The organism is Lachnospira hominis (ex Hitch et al. 2025) (assembly GCF_040096395.1).
Lineage (GTDB): Bacteria > Bacillota > Clostridia > Lachnospirales > Lachnospiraceae > Lachnospira > Lachnospira hominis.
Window position 1 is genome coordinate 20,109 of sequence record NZ_JBBMES010000003.1, and the last position, 17,582, is coordinate 37,690.

General features: G+C 36.6%; 17 protein-coding genes. 16 read left to right on the top strand and 1 reads right to left on the bottom strand.

Annotation, left to right across the window (positions count from 1 at the left end):
- The first annotated feature begins 14 nt into the window (after window positions 1-14).
- Genes pelG through WMO38_RS03720 form a run of 5 tightly spaced genes read left to right on the top strand, consistent with a single transcriptional unit; the run spans window position 15 to window position 4,944 of the window.
- The gene (pelG, locus tag WMO38_RS03700) at window positions 15-1,475 is read left to right on the top strand and encodes an exopolysaccharide Pel transporter PelG (RefSeq protein WP_349161529.1); all 1,461 of its coding nucleotides are present in this window, start codon (window positions 15-17) and stop codon (window positions 1,473-1,475) included.
- On the top strand, window positions 1,475-1,855 hold the full coding sequence (locus tag WMO38_RS03705) for a DUF2304 domain-containing protein (RefSeq protein ID WP_021865834.1): 381 nt from the start codon (window positions 1,475-1,477) through the stop codon (window positions 1,853-1,855). Before pelG ends, WMO38_RS03705 begins: the two co-directional genes overlap by 1 nt.
- Window positions 1,852-3,057, top strand: coding sequence for a glycosyltransferase (locus WMO38_RS03710; RefSeq protein WP_349161530.1), 1,206 nt, complete (start codon window positions 1,852-1,854; stop codon window positions 3,055-3,057). The genes WMO38_RS03705 and WMO38_RS03710 overlap by 4 nt, the downstream gene beginning before the upstream one ends.
- 5 nt (window positions 3,058-3,062) lie before the next feature.
- Window positions 3,063-3,827, top strand: coding sequence for a glycosyltransferase family 2 protein (locus WMO38_RS03715; RefSeq protein ID WP_349161531.1), 765 nt, complete (start codon window positions 3,063-3,065; stop codon window positions 3,825-3,827).
- Entirely contained in the window at window positions 3,817-4,944 is a 1,128-nt protein-coding gene (locus WMO38_RS03720) for a DUF4832 domain-containing protein (RefSeq protein WP_349161532.1), read from the top strand. Before WMO38_RS03715 ends, WMO38_RS03720 begins: the two co-directional genes overlap by 11 nt.
- Here the strand turns inward: WMO38_RS03720 and WMO38_RS03725 are convergent.
- A complete protein-coding gene (locus WMO38_RS03725) occupies window positions 4,920-6,437 on the bottom strand; it encodes a DUF4832 domain-containing protein (protein WP_349161533.1) in 1,518 nt (505 codons plus the stop codon). The genes WMO38_RS03720 and WMO38_RS03725 overlap by 25 nt on opposite strands.
- 88 nt (window positions 6,438-6,525) lie before the next feature.
- Here WMO38_RS03725 and WMO38_RS03730 point away from each other — a divergent pair, with 88 nt between their 5' ends.
- The 11 genes from WMO38_RS03730 to WMO38_RS03780 all read left to right on the top strand — a co-directional run bounded on the left by WMO38_RS03730 (window position 6,526) and on the right by WMO38_RS03780 (window position 17,577).
- Window positions 6,526-8,094 (top strand): lipopolysaccharide biosynthesis protein, encoded by a 1,569-nt coding sequence (locus WMO38_RS03730; protein WP_349161534.1) that lies wholly within the window; start codon window positions 6,526-6,528, stop codon window positions 8,092-8,094.
- The gene (locus WMO38_RS03735; RefSeq protein WP_349161536.1) at window positions 8,091-9,377 is read left to right on the top strand and encodes a nucleotidyltransferase domain-containing protein; all 1,287 of its coding nucleotides are present in this window, start codon (window positions 8,091-8,093) and stop codon (window positions 9,375-9,377) included. Before WMO38_RS03730 ends, WMO38_RS03735 begins: the two co-directional genes overlap by 4 nt.
- Before the next feature lie 110 nt (window positions 9,378-9,487).
- Window positions 9,488-9,721 carry a hypothetical protein gene (locus WMO38_RS03740; RefSeq protein WP_021865841.1) on the top strand — a complete coding sequence of 78 codons (234 nt, stop codon included), beginning with the start codon at window positions 9,488-9,490 and terminating at the stop codon, window positions 9,719-9,721.
- A 25-nt stretch (window positions 9,722-9,746) separates the two neighbouring features.
- Window positions 9,747-10,229, top strand: coding sequence for a S26 family signal peptidase (locus WMO38_RS03745; protein ID WP_349161537.1), 483 nt, complete (start codon window positions 9,747-9,749; stop codon window positions 10,227-10,229).
- Complete coding sequence (locus tag WMO38_RS03750) at window positions 10,213-11,958, top strand: sensor domain-containing diguanylate cyclase (RefSeq protein ID WP_349161538.1); 1,746 nt, start codon at window positions 10,213-10,215, stop codon at window positions 11,956-11,958. Before WMO38_RS03745 ends, WMO38_RS03750 begins: the two co-directional genes overlap by 17 nt.
- The gene (locus WMO38_RS03755; RefSeq protein WP_349161540.1) at window positions 11,951-12,880 is read left to right on the top strand and encodes a ComEC/Rec2 family competence protein; all 930 of its coding nucleotides are present in this window, start codon (window positions 11,951-11,953) and stop codon (window positions 12,878-12,880) included. The genes WMO38_RS03750 and WMO38_RS03755 overlap by 8 nt, the downstream gene beginning before the upstream one ends.
- A 38-nt stretch (window positions 12,881-12,918) precedes the next feature.
- Window positions 12,919-13,929 carry an energy-coupling factor ABC transporter permease gene (locus WMO38_RS03760; RefSeq protein WP_349161541.1) on the top strand — a complete coding sequence of 337 codons (1,011 nt, stop codon included), beginning with the start codon at window positions 12,919-12,921 and terminating at the stop codon, window positions 13,927-13,929.
- Entirely contained in the window at window positions 13,922-14,692 is a 771-nt protein-coding gene (gene cbiQ, locus WMO38_RS03765; protein WP_186836574.1) for a cobalt ECF transporter T component CbiQ, read from the top strand. Before WMO38_RS03760 ends, cbiQ begins: the two co-directional genes overlap by 8 nt.
- Window positions 14,693-14,764: 72 nt before the next feature.
- Window positions 14,765-15,526 (top strand): energy-coupling factor ABC transporter ATP-binding protein, encoded by a 762-nt coding sequence (locus WMO38_RS03770; RefSeq protein ID WP_186836575.1) that lies wholly within the window; start codon window positions 14,765-14,767, stop codon window positions 15,524-15,526.
- Window positions 15,527-15,568: 42 nt separating this feature from the next.
- Window positions 15,569-16,168, top strand: coding sequence for an HD domain-containing protein (locus WMO38_RS03775; RefSeq protein ID WP_021865849.1), 600 nt, complete (start codon window positions 15,569-15,571; stop codon window positions 16,166-16,168).
- Window positions 16,169-16,203: 35 nt separating this feature from the next.
- Entirely contained in the window at window positions 16,204-17,577 is a 1,374-nt protein-coding gene (locus WMO38_RS03780; protein ID WP_349161543.1) for an MATE family efflux transporter, read from the top strand.
- The last annotated feature ends 5 nt before the right edge of the window (window positions 17,578-17,582 follow it).

A 17,582-nucleotide genomic window follows, 5' to 3' on the forward strand; every position in this document is an offset into this window, starting at 1 on the left:
CAGGAGGTGAGAGAATGGCAGGAATAGGAATCAAATTAAATAAATTCTTTGATAAAGGTACAGTTACAGGCTATCTTGCAGGTTCGGGTTACAGTGTTGTAACGACAATAGCACCTATGCTGCTTGTTATAGCTGATATCCTTGCTATGCAGAAGATTCTTGGTTATTCAGATGCGGCATATGGCAGCAGGCAGCTTTTTCAGGCTACAATTCTTTATATATTTGTATTTGCACTTCTTGCATCTGCTCCGCTCAATGCCGTGCTTTCAAGATATGTTTCAGATGTAATCTTTAATGAGACATATTCTGATATAATGGCGGCATTTCATCTTGGTTTGTGGATTAGTATGGCGATAGATGCAATTATGGTTGTTCCGTTTGCAATTCATGAATATATTGTTGGAGGGGTGGATATTGTCTATGTAGTGACATCAGTGTGCTGTTTTATAGCACTTTCGCTTGTATTTTACACAATGCTTTATCTGTCACTGTGTAAAGATTACGGAAAAATATCACTTTTCTATTTTATAGGAATGGCAATAACATTAGGTATTTCATATATATTTGTAAACAAATTCAATATGGAAATAACGTATTCCATGCTTCTTGCAATGACGATAGGATTTATTATAATTGCATCGCTTGGATATGCACTTTTGAGGCAGTATTTTACACAGAACAGTAAGAATTATAAAGATGTGTTACAATATATAGTGAGGTTCAGAAAGCTTATATATGCAAATACACTTTACACAGTCGGACTTTTTATACACAATTTTGTATTCTGGACGACAGATTTAAGAACGGTTATTGTAAAATCATTCGTTTATGCACAGGCTTATGATTTTGCGGCATGTATTGCGATGTTTACAAATATGTCCGCGAGCGTCATATTTATTGCACTTATGGAAATGCACTTTAATGCACGATATAAACAGTATTCTGAGGCCGTAATCGGTGGACGTTTATCTGACATACGAAAGACAAAATCGAGAATGTTCCGTCTGCTGGCAGATGAGATAATGGACCTTGCAAGAATACAGTTTATAATCTCCACAGCAGTATTTCTTATATGCCTCGTTGTACTTGGAAGGATGGGCTATTCCGGAACAGTAATACAGCTTTACCCATGCCTTTGTGCAGGATATTTTATATTATATCTTATGTATGCGGCATTTCTGTTTTTGTATTTTTTTAATGACCTTGACGGTGCCGTGTATACAGGACTTATATTCTGTATAATTACATTGGTTGGAAGCCTTATAAGCAGGCATTTTGATACATTGTGGTATGGAACCGGGCTTGTAGCGGGAGCATTTACAGGCTGGACATATGCGTATTTCAGGCTTTCGTGGCTTGAATCACACCTTCATATTCATATTTTCTGCAACGGAAGCATATTGAAGATGTCACATGGAAAAAGACCTGCAGGTAAAGTATATACAAAATCAGAGACGGTCGAGGAGAGTAAATAATGGGAACAGTTATATTGCGTATAGGAATTATCATATTGGGAGTATTTCTTTTATCAGTTACATTTTCCAATTATGTAAGGGGAAAACTTCGGGAAAAAGCCACATTTCTGTGGGGAATACTTGCAATTGCAATGATTTTGTCAGGTGCGGTGCCTGTATTATCAGGCTGGAGTAAAAGATTCAATGATGTGATATACATTGCACCATTTGTTATAATTATAGTATTTGTATGTATTATGTTTTATATAACAAAAGAAATTTCGGTTTTGAGAAGAAAAAATCAGGAGCTGGCAATGCATGTTTCTTTATTGAATCAGGAGAATGAGAGAATTCTTAAAGAATTAACATCTATTACCGGAAAAGATAAAAGTGAACTATGAAAAATAAAATCTTATTTGTAATAAACACGCTTGGAAGAGCCGGTGCAGAGATGGCGATGACGGCACTTATGAATAAGCTTGATGAATCACAGTATGAAATATCACTTTATGTAATGCTTGCACAGGGTGAGCTTATAAAAGATATTCCACCGTATGTGCATGTGATTAATAAAAATTTCTGCGATAAGTCAGTTTTGTCATCACAGGGTAAAAAAAATCTCAACAGACTTATTTTAAAAAAAATTTTTGCACATGGTTCGATTTTTAAAAATATATTTTACGTTATATCAGTTCTGTTTTCGATGATAAAAAAGCATAGAATACAGCCTGATAAGCTTCTTTGGCGTGTAATATCAGATGGAAGTGATGTAACTGATGAAGAATTTGACTTAGCTGTTGCATATATAGAGGGAGCATCGGCATATTATGTTCATGACCATGTAAAAGCAAAGAAAAAAGTTGGATTTATACATATTGATTACAGTAAGGCCGGTTATACAAGAAAGACAGATAAAAATTGTTATGATGATTTCGACCGCATATTTACTGTGTCTGATGAAGTAAAAGAATGTTTTATTTCAGTATATCCCGAACTTGAAGAAAAGACAAAAGTGTTTCATAATATAATAGATGAAGAAAAGATTATAAGTAAATCATCAGAGAAAATGAAATATAAAATGTCAGACAAAGGTATTCGTCTGCTTACTGTCGGAAGGCTTACATATCAAAAGGGGTATGATGTTGCGGTATATGCTTTGAAAGAGCTTGTAAACCATGGATTTGATGTGAACTGGTATATACTTGGTGACGGCCCTGAATATCAGACGCTTGCAGCTCTTGCGGTAAAAGAAGGTATTGACAGCCGTTTTCATCTTCTGGGAGCCGTTGACAATCCTTATCCATATTACAAGGCAGCAGACATATACGTACATGCTACACGTTTTGAAGGCAAAAGCATTGCAATCCAGGAGGCACAGGTTCTTGGCTGTGCAATTATAGCTTCAGACTGCAGCGGCAACAGAGAGCAGATTAACGATGGTGTTGACGGAATTCTTTGCGGATTCACACCGGCAGGAATTGCCGATGGAATAGAAAAATTAATTACAAATCCTGCACTTGCCACAAAATTCAGAATGGCATCGGCAGAAAAACAGATAAATCATCTGGAAGAACTTCAAAATATATACGGGATGATGAGGTGAATGGCATGAAAGAGGTATTAATTATTATTCCTGCCTATAATGAAGAAAAAAATATTAATAAAGTGCTTGATAAGCTTGAAGAGCCTGAAATTAAAGAAATAGCTGATATTCTTGTAATGAATGATGCCTCTTCAGATAATACAAACTGGATTGTAAAGCAGCGTAATCATGCTGTTGTAACACATATATTTAATCTTGGATACGGCAGTGCACTGCAGCTTGGATATAAATATGCGATAAGACGAAATTACAAGTATGTAATTCAGATGGACGCAGACGGACAACATGATGTGTGTAATATACTTAATATATATAAGGCTTTAAAGACTAAGTATAACGATTCGTATCCTGACATTGTGCTTGGCTCCCGTTATTTAAAGGATAGTTCGCCTTATAAGACATCGTTTTTAAAAGAGCTGGCATATTCAATATTCCGTACATTTATTAAGATGTCAACAGGAAGAACTATTATGGACCCTACAACGGGGCTTCAGGGACTTAGCTGGCGTGCGGTACTTTATTATTCAAAATATGGTAATTTTGACGAGCGTTATCCCGATGCCAATATGATTACAGGAATGATACTTAAAGGCTATAATGTGGTGGAGATTCCGGCTGTAATGCACAGCAGGGAATTTGGAAAAAGCATGCATTCGGGACTTAAACCTATATGGTATATGTGTCACATGACATTAAGTCTCATTGCTGTGGTAGTGCGTCAGCACAAAGAAAAGAGACGTATGGAAAGATATAAGAAACATGAACAATAAAAAACTGGAAAAGTATGGACTGTCGCTTCTTTGCACGGAATATAACCCATCAAGAGGCTGGTATAATATATTTCCGTTCAGACTGAAAAAGGATTACGATTTTGAAGAGCTGAAATGGAGCCTGAAAAAGAATGAGGGAATAGTTCTTGCAAGAATCTGCATAGGTGATTTCAAGGACAGGGAACTTGACGAAAAAGCAATCGGGCAGATTAATGATATTCTTGAATTTTTTAAAAAATATGACAGGGAAGTAATACTTCGTTTTGTATATGACGAGGATGGAAAAGGTCTTGAAAATGAGCCTGATTCGATAAATCTCGTAAAACGGCATATATCACAGATTGGAGAGGCTGTTCTTGCATTTAAAAGCAATATTCTTACAATGCAGGGAGCGTTAATCGGAAGCTGGGGCGAGATGCACACATCGAGATATGCAGATATAATGAGTGTAAGAATCCTTATGGCAGCAATGTATGAGGCGGTAAAAGGTGCAATTCCGCTTGCAGTAAGAACGCCGGCACAGCATGCGGCACTAGATGACAATACAGCGAAAATAACAGGATTTTTTAACGATGCACTTATGGCATCACAGACGGATTTTGGTACGTTTTCATCAGACAGTAATAAAAGAGACCAAGAGTACAGATATGTTGACGAATGTCTGAAAAATGGCGTATTGTGTGGTGGAGAAGCAGTAAATGACAATGTATATAACGATGGTGCCAATGCACAGGAATATCTCAGAAAACTTCATGTTACATATCTTAACAGCCAGTATGACGATAAAGTTTTAAATAAATGGAAAGACTGCGGAATATATGAAAAAATAAGCCGCAGTCTTGGATATTGTATTAATATTGAAAGTATAAAAACAACATTTACAGGTAAAATAAATTTTACAATTAAAAATATCGGCTATGCGTCACTGAAGCAGAATTTCTGTCTTGTAATAAGCTGCGGTGACAAAGATTTCACATCGGATGTAATCCGTGGGCTTGAACCGGGACAATCTGTAAATGTCAGATTTGATAAAAAAGCTGTTACAAATGGTGGAACACTTTTTATAAAAAGGCTTAACGATAATAAGCGGATTCAGATTTTTAACGAACCGATATAATATCCATAGTCATTGTAAGAAGCGTCATTGGCGAATTTTATGATTTCGCCCGATATTTTATCGCGTACTACTAGATAAATGCTGTAGTTATTAACTTTTGTTATATTGCCTGCTTTTTTAATCTGCAGCAGAGGAACAGATATATCCAGATTTATTTCCTTACCCGGTGTCCATGTGGATGCTGGGTATTTTTCTGTCAGATTTTCGCTGTAGACGATGTCCGTGTTGTTCGCCGCAGCACTGTAAGAATCTGTCGGAGTGGCGGAGTTGTCGTCTTTTATTATAAAAAGTTCGACATCAAAATCTTTGTAAGACGGAGCAAATCCCTCATTTTTGAGTGTTATTTGAAGTGAACCGCCAAAAGCATTATTTTTGTGCTCAAATGATGATGACAGCAGACAATATCTGTAACCAAGACGTGTTGTTACATAATCGTATGCGGACATGCCATTGTATACAGAATCACCGTCGGGGTCAGTGTAAGTCTGTTTTTTCCATTTATTAATTACAGCAAGGTCGTGTGCGTTGTTAAGATACGAAACATGCATTGATGCGAGGTCTTTTGCAGCATTGTCTATGTCGTTATATTTATTGTCAAGAACCACTTCGCCGCCGTTTGGAACCAAAAGACACAGTTCATCCTGAAATGCTATTTCCTGGCTACGGTTTCCTTTTTTATCATATTCCTCATCGGAAAAATGATAATTTTCAGGACCATATGTTCCAACATCAATATAGGAACCGAGCATGCCATCATTAAAAAGTCCCATCCTTATTCTGTGACCGTCCGATTTCAGCTTTGAAATGTCAGCAGTTTTAAATATAGTGCGTAAATGCTGAGGAGTTCTTACGGAAAGGTAAATGTCGTCATCAATGAGACTGTCTAAGAGCAGTGCAAGTTCAGTCATGCTGTTGGTGTCCATATAATGTGAGCTGTGCATTTCTGCAAACGAACCGACAAAAATTCCCTGCATAATATAGATAGAATTTTTGTGGCTGTTTACAATATCAGAAGTCTGTCTCATGTGAAGTTTGACGGTTTCAATGCTGTCTGGTTCTGTCTGCATCGCCTTTCCATCCCAGTCGTATAAAAAACGCAGAATAACAGCATGCGGGCTTTCACCCCACATTGTAAATATTCTGTCAATCTGGGCGAGAGCGTTGTCAGATAATTCTGTGTTATTAAAATTTTTGAGATTGATTTCAAGAAGAACAAGCCTTGTTGAACCGCTTTTTTGTATATAGTCCTGTGTGCGTTTGTCAAAAGTATCGGCACAAGCATCACTTATCGTATATCCAAACATATCATACCAGCCGCAATAAGGATTATTAAGTATATCATTTGCAGGAGCGAAACCGGATGATGTGTATGAAATACTGCTGTTATAAAAGTGAAGGGCAAAGAATATGAGAGCCGAAAAAACAGCAGCAACAGTAAAAATTGCCGCAATAATGCGGATAAGATAATTTTTTTTAGTCCTAAAAGTTTTCATGCTTCATATTATAGCATTAAGGTGCTATCAATGCTATAATTAAAAGAAAATTTATTTTCAATCTGAGCACAGAAACGAGGATTTTTCAATGGAAACAAAGAGCCGTACACAATATTCTGCCTACAATACGACAGTAGGACTCATATCGAGATTTATGGCAATTATTATGGGATATGTTGTCCGTATAGTATTTACACATATGCTGTCGGAAAATTATGTGGGTGTCAACGGACTTTTTACTGATATTCTGAATGTGTTATCACTTTCAGAAATGGGAATCGAGACAGCTATTTCATTTGCTTTATATAAACCGATTGCAGAAAATGACATAGAAAAACAAAAGTCGATTATGAATATATATAAATGGTTTTACAGGGCAGTTGCTTGCTTTGTGCTGTTTGCCGGACTTCTTGTAATACCTTTTATGGGTGTGCTTATAAAGAATAAGCCGGATATAGAAAATCTTACATATATTTATGTTCTTTATCTTATAAATTCGGCGGCATCATATCTCCTTATTTACAAAAAGACACTGCTTGACGCTCATCAGCTGAAATATATCGGCGTTGTTGCAAAGACATTTTCATGGGTGATTCAGGATATTTTTCAGATTGCGATACTTATTCTTACAAAAAATTTTATTTTGTATCTTTATGTATACATTGCGGCGACAGTAATTTCCAATATTTACATTTCAAAAAAGACAGATAAGCTGTTTCCGTATGTGAACGACAAAGATGTGCAAAAACTTGATACGCAGACAAAATCAGATATTATAAAAAATGTTAAAGCCATGATGATGCATCAGGTCGGTAATGTAATCGTCAATAATACAGATAATTTGCTTATTTCAGGATTTGTTGGGATTGCAAGTGTAGGTAAGTATTCCAACTATTATCTTCTTATTGGTTCGATAAGACATGTTATGAGCGATGCTATTGACGGAATTACGGCAAGTGTCGGTAATCTTGGAGTTACAGAGGATTCATCGAGGGTAAAAAAGATATTTAATGCAGCCGCATTTTTTAACCACTGGGTGTTTGCATATGCTGCAGTCTGCCTTTTTGAACTCTTAAATCCTTTTGTCGAATTAAGTTTTGGTGCAAAATATCTTTTTGAAACGAACGTTGTACTTATTCTGTGTATTAATTTTTATATATATGGAATAACAAAAACAGGCAAGATTTTCCATAATTCGCTGGGACTTTTCTGGTATGACAGATATAAAGCAGTCATAGAAGCAGTAATTAATCTTATTGCATCTCTGATACTTGTGCATAATTTCGGTGTTTTTGGAATATTTATGGGAACACTGATAAGCACGGTGCTCACAACTTTGTGGGTAGAACCTTTTGTTATATACAAGTATCATTTTAAAGAGTGTGTTACAGGATATTACCTGTGTATGGCATGGTACTTTGTACAGACGGCCTTTGCATGGGCAGTGGCTCATTTTGCATGTGTCAGAATTGAAAAAATATCAGGAATTGCCGGATGCATACCGCAGATAGCGTTGAGACTTGTAATAGTAACTGTTGTTATGAACGGAATATTTTTGATTATTAACATAAATAACAAAAATTTCAGGTTCCTTCTTGCAAAGTTTTTTAGTATTATAAGAGTAGGAAAATCCGGGAAAAATGGAGTGCGTAGATGAACAGACAGAGTGATGTGATTGAAAATTGGGAATATGGGCTTCTTACATTGCTTAATAATGCCCTAAATCTGCCTGTATCTGAAAAAAATGATGCTATTGAAGTAAAAAGCATTATTGAAGATGTAAGTAGAAAACTCGATTCAGATTCTATACAGAAATTTAATGAATATAGTGAAGATGAATGGAATAAGATTATCAAGACGGCAGATGGCCACGGTGTTCTGCCGTTAATAGCAGATGAGTTATATTTTATGGATTGCGTGCCTGATAATATTAAGATTAAGGCGGTTGCAAAAGCAAAAAAAATTGTTATCCAGAACAGCCGTCTTTCATACCTGACTAATGAGTATATGAGCATTTTAAATGATGCCGGAATTACGGCAGTGCTTTTAAAAGGTGCCGGAACGGCTGCATATTATCCGGTAAAGAGTCTTAGAAAATCAGGTGATATTGATATACTCATTCCTGATAAGCTGCAGTTTGATAAAGCTGTAAGTGTGCTTGAACTGCATGGCGTGGTTATAATGGGGGAACAGCATGCATGGCATCATGTTGAAATGTATAATGAGACCGGCGTAATAATAGAACTTCACAGGGCACTGGCAGAACAGTTCGATGATGACGATGTGAATAAAAAGATTGAGCAGTATACTGAAGAAATGTCAGTTCATAATATTTTAAAAAACATTGATGGAATGAATATAGTATGTCCAGAGATGGCATGGGAAGCATTAAGTCTTGCTATTCATATGCTGCACCATTTTGTGAGAGCAGGGTTCGGACTCAAACTTTTGTGTGACTGGGTTGTATTCTGGAATAGCGAACATGATGAAAGTCAGAAAAACACGTTTAATTCAATGATAAGCAGCATTGGAATAACAGGTTTTGTCAAAGCTGTGAATATAATCTGTATAAAGTATCTTGGAATGAAAAAAGAAAATGTTTTTTTTATGATACATGATGAAAAAACAGAAGTTAATATCGATATATTCCTTAAAGATATTATCGAGGCACAGGAATTTGGCGGTACCAAAGATGAAAGAATGGTTGTGCTTCGTGGCAGCAGGCTTGCAGACTATGTAAGAGAGTTCCATCATCAGATGAAGCTTAACAATCCCGATAAGAAAGATAATAAGTTGTTGTGGCCTTATCTCTGGGTTAAAACATTTGCAGTTTTTGTAAGAAATAACAGGACTGTAAGGAAAACAACAATACGCAGTGTACTAAAAAGTGCAGGTGCAAGAAGCAGGGTTGCATATGATATGAAACTGTTTAAAAAATAGTACCCTAAAGTCAGTGGCTATGCGGACTTTAGGGTTGACAGCCGCGATTTATAAGCATTATAATATGGGAAAATAGTAATGCTTTGATTTATGAATGGAGGAGTTTTATTATGTTGAAGTATGAAAAACCGGTTGTAGAGTCAACAGAAGACGTTGCTGAGAGCGTATACATGGCAAGCGGAGATGTAAAGACAGGTGTCTGTCCTTACGGAAGAGAGTTTGCTAATGCCGGAGCTGATATATGTCAGATTTGCTCAAAGACAGATGGTGCACAGACTTCAGGAAGTGCTTTCAGAGCAGATTATAAGGGATGTCCTTACGGAGTTGCTGAACAGGTTGATTAATTTAAGAGACGAAAGAATATAATATATGGATTATAAGCAGATTGATGAACATAGTGCTGTAATCAGGACATTAAAGGAAAATGACATAAAAATCAAACCTAAGGGATACAGTATGTATCCCTTATTTGTTCCCGGAAGGGATTATGCGGTTATTACCCATATTGAACCTGATAAGCTCAAAAAAGGTGATGTTGTTTTATACAGAAGACATGATAATACAGGAATTCTTGTATTACACAGAATATGCAGAATAGATAAAAATGGATTCTATATGGTTGGAGACAACCAGAGTGTGATTGAGGGACCTTTAGAAAAAGAATGTATTCACGGAAAGCTTATTGCTGTTGAAAGAAACGGCAGAACATTTTCTGTGAATAATATTATATATAGATTTATTTCGTATGTGTGGCTTTTATTAAGACCGGTGCGTATGCCGGTTGCCAAGTCAGCAGCAGCAGTAAAACGCTGTATTAAAAAAATGGTGAAAAGAAATGGAAAAGAACAATAGTTTTATAAAAACAATTGGTGGAAAAATATTTGCAGTGATTGCTATTGCGGCTGCAATTTTCTGTCTTGCTGCATTGTATGTGATTACTGGTGTTAATGCAGGGATTAACAATGATAAAAATATAATTCTTGATAACGGATGGAGCGTTATATATAATGGTGAATCATATAATGATGTCAATCTGAATAACTTCAGGCTTCCAAAGACAATGGGAAAAGGTGACAAAGTTGTTTTATATACGTCAATACCTAAAAACTTTAAGTATGACACGCCTGTTATAAAGATACCTACAACATCATCAGTATTAAAAGTATCTGTTAATGGAAAACTTGTTTACACATACGGCGAAGACAGATATGCAGAAAATAAGCTGGTAGGAAGCGGTTGGCATTATATTCCTGTCAAGAAGACAGATGCAGGAAAAAATATAAGAATTATTATTACATCTACTGAAGACGCGACATTTTCATCTATAGATGCACCTGTTCTTATGGAATATTCGGATGTTTTCCAACAGATGATGATAAAGAACCGTGTTCCATATGTATCTGCAGTTTCATTGATTTTATTTGGTGCACTTATAATGGCACTTGCCGGAATAATGATGATAAAAAGAACAGGAATGTCTAGACTTTTCTGGATAGGAGACCTGTCTGTGACAGTTGGTACATGGACGGCATGCAATTACAGACTTACGCAGCTTTTTAATATACCATTGCCTGTTACAACAACGCTTGAGTATATTAATCTTGTTTTAGGGGCGTTGTCTGTTGCAATGTATTTTAAAGATAATGTATATGAATTAAAAGATACATTTATGATAAATCTTTATAAAATATTTGTTGGAGGTTTGTCAGTATTTATAGTTGTATCATTTACATTGCAATTTACCAATTTATATCATCTGCCGTCACTTCTTGAAGTTATTCATGTTTTTATTGTACTTGAAGTAATTTATATGATGGTTCTTATGATAAGAGTATTAAAATCAGGTAAATCTTCAGGAAAAGTCCTTTTTATAGGTTTTTGCATAGTAAGTGCATTTATATTTGTCGACGTAGTACGTTATATGGTAAAAACATATACCGGAGTACAGATTTTTTATGACTTCAGCATGTCAGCAGTAGGAGTGCTTATATTTGTTATTGTAATGATTATGAATTTCAGTATAGATGTAATACATAATATGAAAGAGGCAAAGGAACAGGAAGTTCTTTACAGAATGGCATATATGGATGATCTGACGAAGATATCCAACCGCCGTTATTGTGAGAAAGTAATGGAAGAACTGTCATCTAACAATGAAAATTTTGGAATATTCAGTTTTGACCTTAATAATCTTAAAAAAATTAATGATAATATGGGACATACTTATGGCGATGATTTAATATCCGGTTTTGCACGTATTTTAAAAGAGACTTTTGAAAAAGAAGCAGTAGTTGGAAGAATGGGTGGGGACGAATTTATTGTGATAATCCGTTCAGATGATGGCAGAATTGACTACAAGACTTTCAGAAAAAAACTTCAACATGTAATTGACGAGTATAATCATAAAGAAAGCAGATTTAAGTATAGTGTTGCGTGTGGATATGCAGACAGCACAGAGGCAGGAGATAATAATGGAAATGTTGATGCCCGCCAGATATATTCCATGGCTGATGACAGGATGTATGTTCATAAAAGAAAAATCAAAGAAAAAATGAAACAGGAAAAATCACATAATGAGTAGGAATTACAGGAAAAATTACAGAAAAAAAGCATCATTAAAACACAGAATAATTGAGCTGGTGATACTTCTTGTCATTATGATAACTGTAAGTGCGGCAGGTGCCATATATGACAGGTATCAGAATGAAAATAAAGTAATGCCTGACGGACAGATGACAGTGCATTTTATTGATGTAGGACAGGGAGATTCTATACTTATACAATGTGGTGCACATGCGATGCTTATTGACGCCGGGGATAACAGCTGTGGTACGAAAGTTCAGGCTTATCTTGAAAACAAAGGAGTAGCAAAGCTTGATTATGTTATAGGCACACATCCCGACAGCGACCATATAGGAGGTCTTGATGTAATTATTTACAAGTTTGATTGCGAAAATGTCATGATGCCCGATTGTGAAAAAAAGACTAATACGTACAGAGATGTAATTTCGGCAATGAAAGAAAAAAATTATATAAATACATTGCCAGAAGTTGGGAAAAAGTATAAACTTGGAGATGCTGAATTTACTATACTTGCACCTTCAAAAAAGTATGAAGATGCAAATAATAATTCAATTAGTATAATACTACAGTATGGAGACAGAAGATTCCTTTTTACAGGTGATGCCGAAGAAGAGGAAGAGCAGGATATTGTAAATGCCGGTATTTCAATAGATTGTGATGTCTATAAGGCAGGACATCACGGCAGCAGAACGTCTTCATCAGAAGAACTGCTCAATGCTGCAAGTCCGGCATTTGCAGTCATAAGCTGTGGAGAGGGCAACAGTTACGGACATCCGCATGCCAGAACTTTAAATGAATTCAGACAAAGAGGAATTCAGGTGTTCAGGACAGATGAGCAGGGTACAATAGAGGCTGTTACAGATGGTGTGACTATCAAGTGGAACTGCTCACCGTCTGAGACATGGAAAACCGGAAATTAAAATAAAAACAAAAATAAAAACAAAGGAGAATATTTATTATGCATATGGCAGATGCACTTGTATCTCCGGCAGTTGCAGGAACTATGTATGCGGTTTCGGCGGCAGCGGCAGGATACTCAATTTATAAGGTGAAAAAAGAGGATGATGCATCAAAGATTCCTGTTATGGGAGTCATGGGAGCATTCGTATTTGCAGCACAGATGATTAATTTTACAATACCTGGAACAGGCTCTTCAGGACATTTGTGCGGTGGTATGCTTTTATCGGCATTATTAGGTCCATATGCTGGATTTCTTACAATGATAGGCGTTTTATTTGTGCAGTGTCTTATGTTTGCTGACGGAGGACTGCTGGCACTTGGGTGTAATATCTGGAACATGGCATTTTACGGATGTTTTATAGGTTCGATTCTGATATGGAAATTTATAATGAAAAATGGTGTTTCAAAGAAAAAGATTACGATTGCTTCAATACTGGGCTGTGTTATAACATTGCAGCTCGGTGCGTTTTCTGTGACGCTTGAAACACTTGCATCAGGAATAACAAAACTTTCATTTGGAGCATTTGTTTCAGTAATGCAGCCGATACATCTTGCAATCGGGCTCGTAGAGGGAATTATAACGGCATGTGTCCTTGTATTTGTATATGAGGCAAGACCTGAACTTTTATGGGGAATTGGCGGCAGCAGCGAAAAGTTAAAGAACAGATTCAGCCTTAAAAAGACGGTTGCCATACTTGCAGCAGCGGCTGTAGTTATAGCCGGTGGATTGTCTCTTGCTGCATCACAGTATCCGGATGGTCTTGAGTGGTCAATTGAAAAACTTACAGGAGATACAGAACTTGAAGCTGATGGTGAAATATATGATAAAGCATCACAGGTTCAGAATACTACAGCAGTTCTTCCTGATTATTCATTCAAAGATTCAGATAGTGCAGCCGGTACAAGCGTTTCAGGTATTGCAGGGGCATTGATGGTTGTTGCTGTGTGTACGGCAGGATGTTTTATATTCAGATTTTTTAAAAACAAAAAGGTAAAGATAAGTGAATGATTTAAAACGTACATCAGACCGGATGAGACGGCTTGAAGTTACGGCACAAAAGAAGGGATGGCTTAATGATATACATCCGACATCAAAGCTTTTTGTGACACTTGCCTGTATTATTCTGGTAATTTCAATAAATCAATACAATCTTCCGGGGCTGCTGGGTATGTGTATATACCCGGTGGTCCTGTTTGTGATTGGAGAAATATCAATAAAAGAATTTTTATACAGATTGAGGATAATACTTCCGCTTGTATGTCTTGTTGGTATATTTAATCCGGTTTTTGATAAAAGACCAATGTTTTATATAGGGAGTGTCTGCGTCACATATGGAGTGATTTCTATGATTACACTTATGTTAAAGGGTGTTCTTACGATATCGGCAGCATATCTTCTTGCATCAACAACGCCGATAGAAAAGATATGTGCCGCTTTAAGGCATCTTCATTTTCCGAAAATGATTGTGACGGTAATCCTTCTGATATACAGATACATGTCGCTTCTTATGTCTGAAGCTTCCAGGATGACACAGGCATATATGCTTCGTGCACCGGGACATAAGGGAATACATATAAAGGCATGGGGTTCATTTGCGGGAAATCTTCTCATAAGGAGCATAGACAAGGCAAAAACAGTTTATGACAGTATGATTCTGAGAGGATTTGACGGAGAAATAAACTACACAGGATATAAAAAAATGAGTGTAAATGACTATGTATATATGATGGCATGGTTTGTAGTTTTGCTGGTAATTCGTACTTTTATGTGATAGTATATCAGACGTAATATATCATGTGAATAAACAGTTTGTTACTAAATGAAAGACCAAATGGTGTTATATATGAAAATTAATAATCAGAATTATGGAATAGAGGTAAAGAATTTATCATTTTCTTATGAAAATGATGGCGGATATTCGGGTATGGCACTGCAAAACGTGAATTTTACGGCTGATTTCGGTGAATGCGTCGGTATCATAGGTGCGAACGGAGCAGGAAAATCCACATTTTTAAAAATACTTGTCGGTCTGCTTGGTGGCTATACAGGAGATGTGAATATTGGCGGACTTGAGATTAATAAAAAAAATCTTTCAGATATAAGACGTATTGAAGGTTATGTTTTTCAGGATTCTGACAGTCAGCTTTTTATGTCAACAGTATATGAAGATGTTGCATTTGCCCCTGTTAATTATGGGCTTTCCGAAGAAGAGACAAAACAGAGAGTGACAGATGCATTAAAAATGATGGGGATAGAAGAACTGCGTGACAGGCATACGTTCAGGCTGTCCGGTGGACAGAAAAAACTTGCGGCAATTGCAACAATTCTTTCAATGACGCCGGAAATTATATTACTTGACGAGCCGACGATTGCACTTGACCCGAGAAACAGAAAAAATCTTATAGGACTCATTAATTCATTTTCACAGCTTCGTGTAATAGCATCGCATGACCTTGACATGATTATGGATACATGCAGCAGGGTTGTGCTTATGAATAACGGAAAAATTATAAGAGAGGGCAGCACAGTTGAGATACTTAATGACAGAGAACTTCTGGAATCAAATGGGCTGGAGCTTCCGCTTAGTTTATCGGGACACAGGTAATAGTTTGTCAATACAGATATGAGATAGTAGGAGAAAATCATTATGGAAAATGAAAGATTAAAAAAACAGCTTGAATTCTGCCGTGAAATTGACAAGGAAAAATTTATCGGAAGACAGACATATAAGTCAGATGCACAGACAAAAGAAAACGATGCCGAGCATGCATGGCATATGGCTGTCATGACCGTCCTTTTAAGTGAGTATGCCAATGAAAAAATAGATGTGCTGAAAACGGTTACAATGCTTCTGATTCATGATATTGTTGAAATAGATGCAGGTGACACATATGCATATGATGAAGAGGGCAAAAAGACGCAGAGAGAGAGAGAAGTAAAAGCGGCAGACAGGATTTTCGGAATACTGCCTGATGACCAGCGTGATAACTTCAGGAATCTCTGGGAGGAGTTTGAGAAAGGTGAGACACCTGAAGCAAAATTTGCACACACAATGGATAACTTCCAGCCGGCAATGTTAAATGACCTCACGGAAGGAAAAAGCTGGGTTGAAAAAGGTGTGCATTTAAGCCAGATTCTTGAAAGAAATAAAAATACGGCGGCGGGCTCAAAAGAAATATGGGATTATGCATATAAAAATATTTTTGAAAAAAATGTTGAGGCGGGAAAGATAAAAAAAGATAATTAAGTTTAATGGGTTATATGTGAAAGGAATGAAATACAATGTTAAATAAATCAGGTGCAAAGTCTTATCAGATGGATATGTGCACGGGTTCTATTTTAAAAAAAATGCTGATATTTTCGCTGCCTCTTATGGCATCAAGCATGCTTCAGTTATTATTTAATGCGGCTGATATAATAGTTGTAGGAAGATTTGCGGGCGATAATGCACTTGCGGCAGTAGGTTCTAATACGGCACTTATTAACCTTCTGACCAATTTTTTTATGGGACTTTCCATTGGTGCTAATGTTTTAGTGGCAAGGTATTTCGGAGCAAAAAATGATAAAGATTTGTCGGAGACAGTACATACTGCAATGATGTTAAGCATATACAGTGGCATTATTCTTACAGTAATCGGTGTCTTATGTGCAAAACAGATTCTCATATGGATGCAGACACCCGAGGCTGTACTCGGACTTGCAACGGTATATTTAAGAATATATTTCCTTGGTATGACAGCTACGATGATATACAATTTCGGCAGTGCTATACTTAGAGCCGTAGGTGATACGAAGAGACCGCTTTACTATCTTTTCGCTGCGGGTATAGTAAATGTTGTTTTAAATCTTATATTTGTAATAGGTTTTAAATTAAGCGTAATGGGTGTTGCGATTGCAACTGTAATTTCGCAGTGTATATCTGCATTTTTAATATTAAAATGCATGGTACATGAAAGCGGAAGCATCAGACTTGATTTGAGAAATCTCGGTATTAATAAAGAGAAGTTTATAAAAATTGTACAGATTGGACTTCCGGCAAGTCTTCAGGGTGTTATTTTTTCACTTTCCAATGTTGTTATACAGTCTTCGGTTAATTCATTTGGAGAAATTACGGTTGCCGGTAATTCGGCGGCAGCCAATATAGAAGGTTTTGTCTATGTAGCGATGAATTCGCTGTATCAGGCAGCTATTTCATTTACAGGACAAAATGTAGGAGCCGGAAAGTATGAAAGAGTAAACCGTATATTGTATACAGCAGAGGCTTGTGTAATTGTTGTAGGTCTTGTTCTGGGAAATGGTGCACTGTTTTTTGGAAAGCAGCTGCTTTCAATTTATACAGAAAACCCTGACGTTATTGATGCCGGTATGAAGAGAATGAATGTTATTGCAAGAACATATGCACTCTGCGGCATGATGGATGTAATGGTTGGTTCGCTCAGAGGACTTGGATATTCTGTAATGCCAATGATTGTGTCACTTATAGGTGCATGTGGATTGAGACTTTTGTGGATATTTACATTTTTCAGAATGGAGCAGTTCCACACTGTTACATCATTGTACCTTACATATACATGGAGTTGGATTATTACGTTCTCAGCACATGTTATATGCTGGATAATTGTCCGCCGAAAGCTCGGCAGACAATGGAACAGCTGATATTA

What these genes read in the sequence shown, in the direction of transcription:
- pelG (WP_349161529.1), top strand. Translation starts at nt 15, where the DNA reads ATGGCAGGAATAGGAATCAAATTAAATAAATTCTTTGATAAAGGTACA.
- WMO38_RS03705 (WP_021865834.1), top strand. Translation starts at nt 1,475, where the DNA reads ATGGGAACAGTTATATTGCGTATAGGAATTATCATATTGGGAGTATTT.
- WMO38_RS03710 (WP_349161530.1), top strand. Translation starts at nt 1,852, where the DNA reads ATGAAAAATAAAATCTTATTTGTAATAAACACGCTTGGAAGAGCCGGT.
- WMO38_RS03715 (WP_349161531.1), top strand. Translation starts at nt 3,063, where the DNA reads ATGAAAGAGGTATTAATTATTATTCCTGCCTATAATGAAGAAAAAAAT.
- WMO38_RS03720 (WP_349161532.1), top strand. Translation starts at nt 3,817, where the DNA reads ATGAACAATAAAAAACTGGAAAAGTATGGACTGTCGCTTCTTTGCACG.
- WMO38_RS03725 (WP_349161533.1), bottom strand. Translation starts at nt 6,437, where the DNA reads ATGAAAACTTTTAGGACTAAAAAAAATTATCTTATCCGCATTATTGCG.
- WMO38_RS03730 (WP_349161534.1), top strand. Translation starts at nt 6,526, where the DNA reads ATGGAAACAAAGAGCCGTACACAATATTCTGCCTACAATACGACAGTA.
- WMO38_RS03735 (WP_349161536.1), top strand. Translation starts at nt 8,091, where the DNA reads ATGAACAGACAGAGTGATGTGATTGAAAATTGGGAATATGGGCTTCTT.
- WMO38_RS03740 (WP_021865841.1), top strand. Translation starts at nt 9,488, where the DNA reads ATGTTGAAGTATGAAAAACCGGTTGTAGAGTCAACAGAAGACGTTGCT.
- WMO38_RS03745 (WP_349161537.1), top strand. Translation starts at nt 9,747, where the DNA reads ATGGATTATAAGCAGATTGATGAACATAGTGCTGTAATCAGGACATTA.
- WMO38_RS03750 (WP_349161538.1), top strand. Translation starts at nt 10,213, where the DNA reads ATGGAAAAGAACAATAGTTTTATAAAAACAATTGGTGGAAAAATATTT.
- WMO38_RS03755 (WP_349161540.1), top strand. Translation starts at nt 11,951, where the DNA reads ATGAGTAGGAATTACAGGAAAAATTACAGAAAAAAAGCATCATTAAAA.
- WMO38_RS03760 (WP_349161541.1), top strand. Translation starts at nt 12,919, where the DNA reads ATGCATATGGCAGATGCACTTGTATCTCCGGCAGTTGCAGGAACTATG.
- WMO38_RS03770 (WP_186836575.1), top strand. Translation starts at nt 14,765, where the DNA reads ATGAAAATTAATAATCAGAATTATGGAATAGAGGTAAAGAATTTATCA.
- WMO38_RS03775 (WP_021865849.1), top strand. Translation starts at nt 15,569, where the DNA reads ATGGAAAATGAAAGATTAAAAAAACAGCTTGAATTCTGCCGTGAAATT.
- WMO38_RS03780 (WP_349161543.1), top strand. Translation starts at nt 16,204, where the DNA reads ATGTTAAATAAATCAGGTGCAAAGTCTTATCAGATGGATATGTGCACG.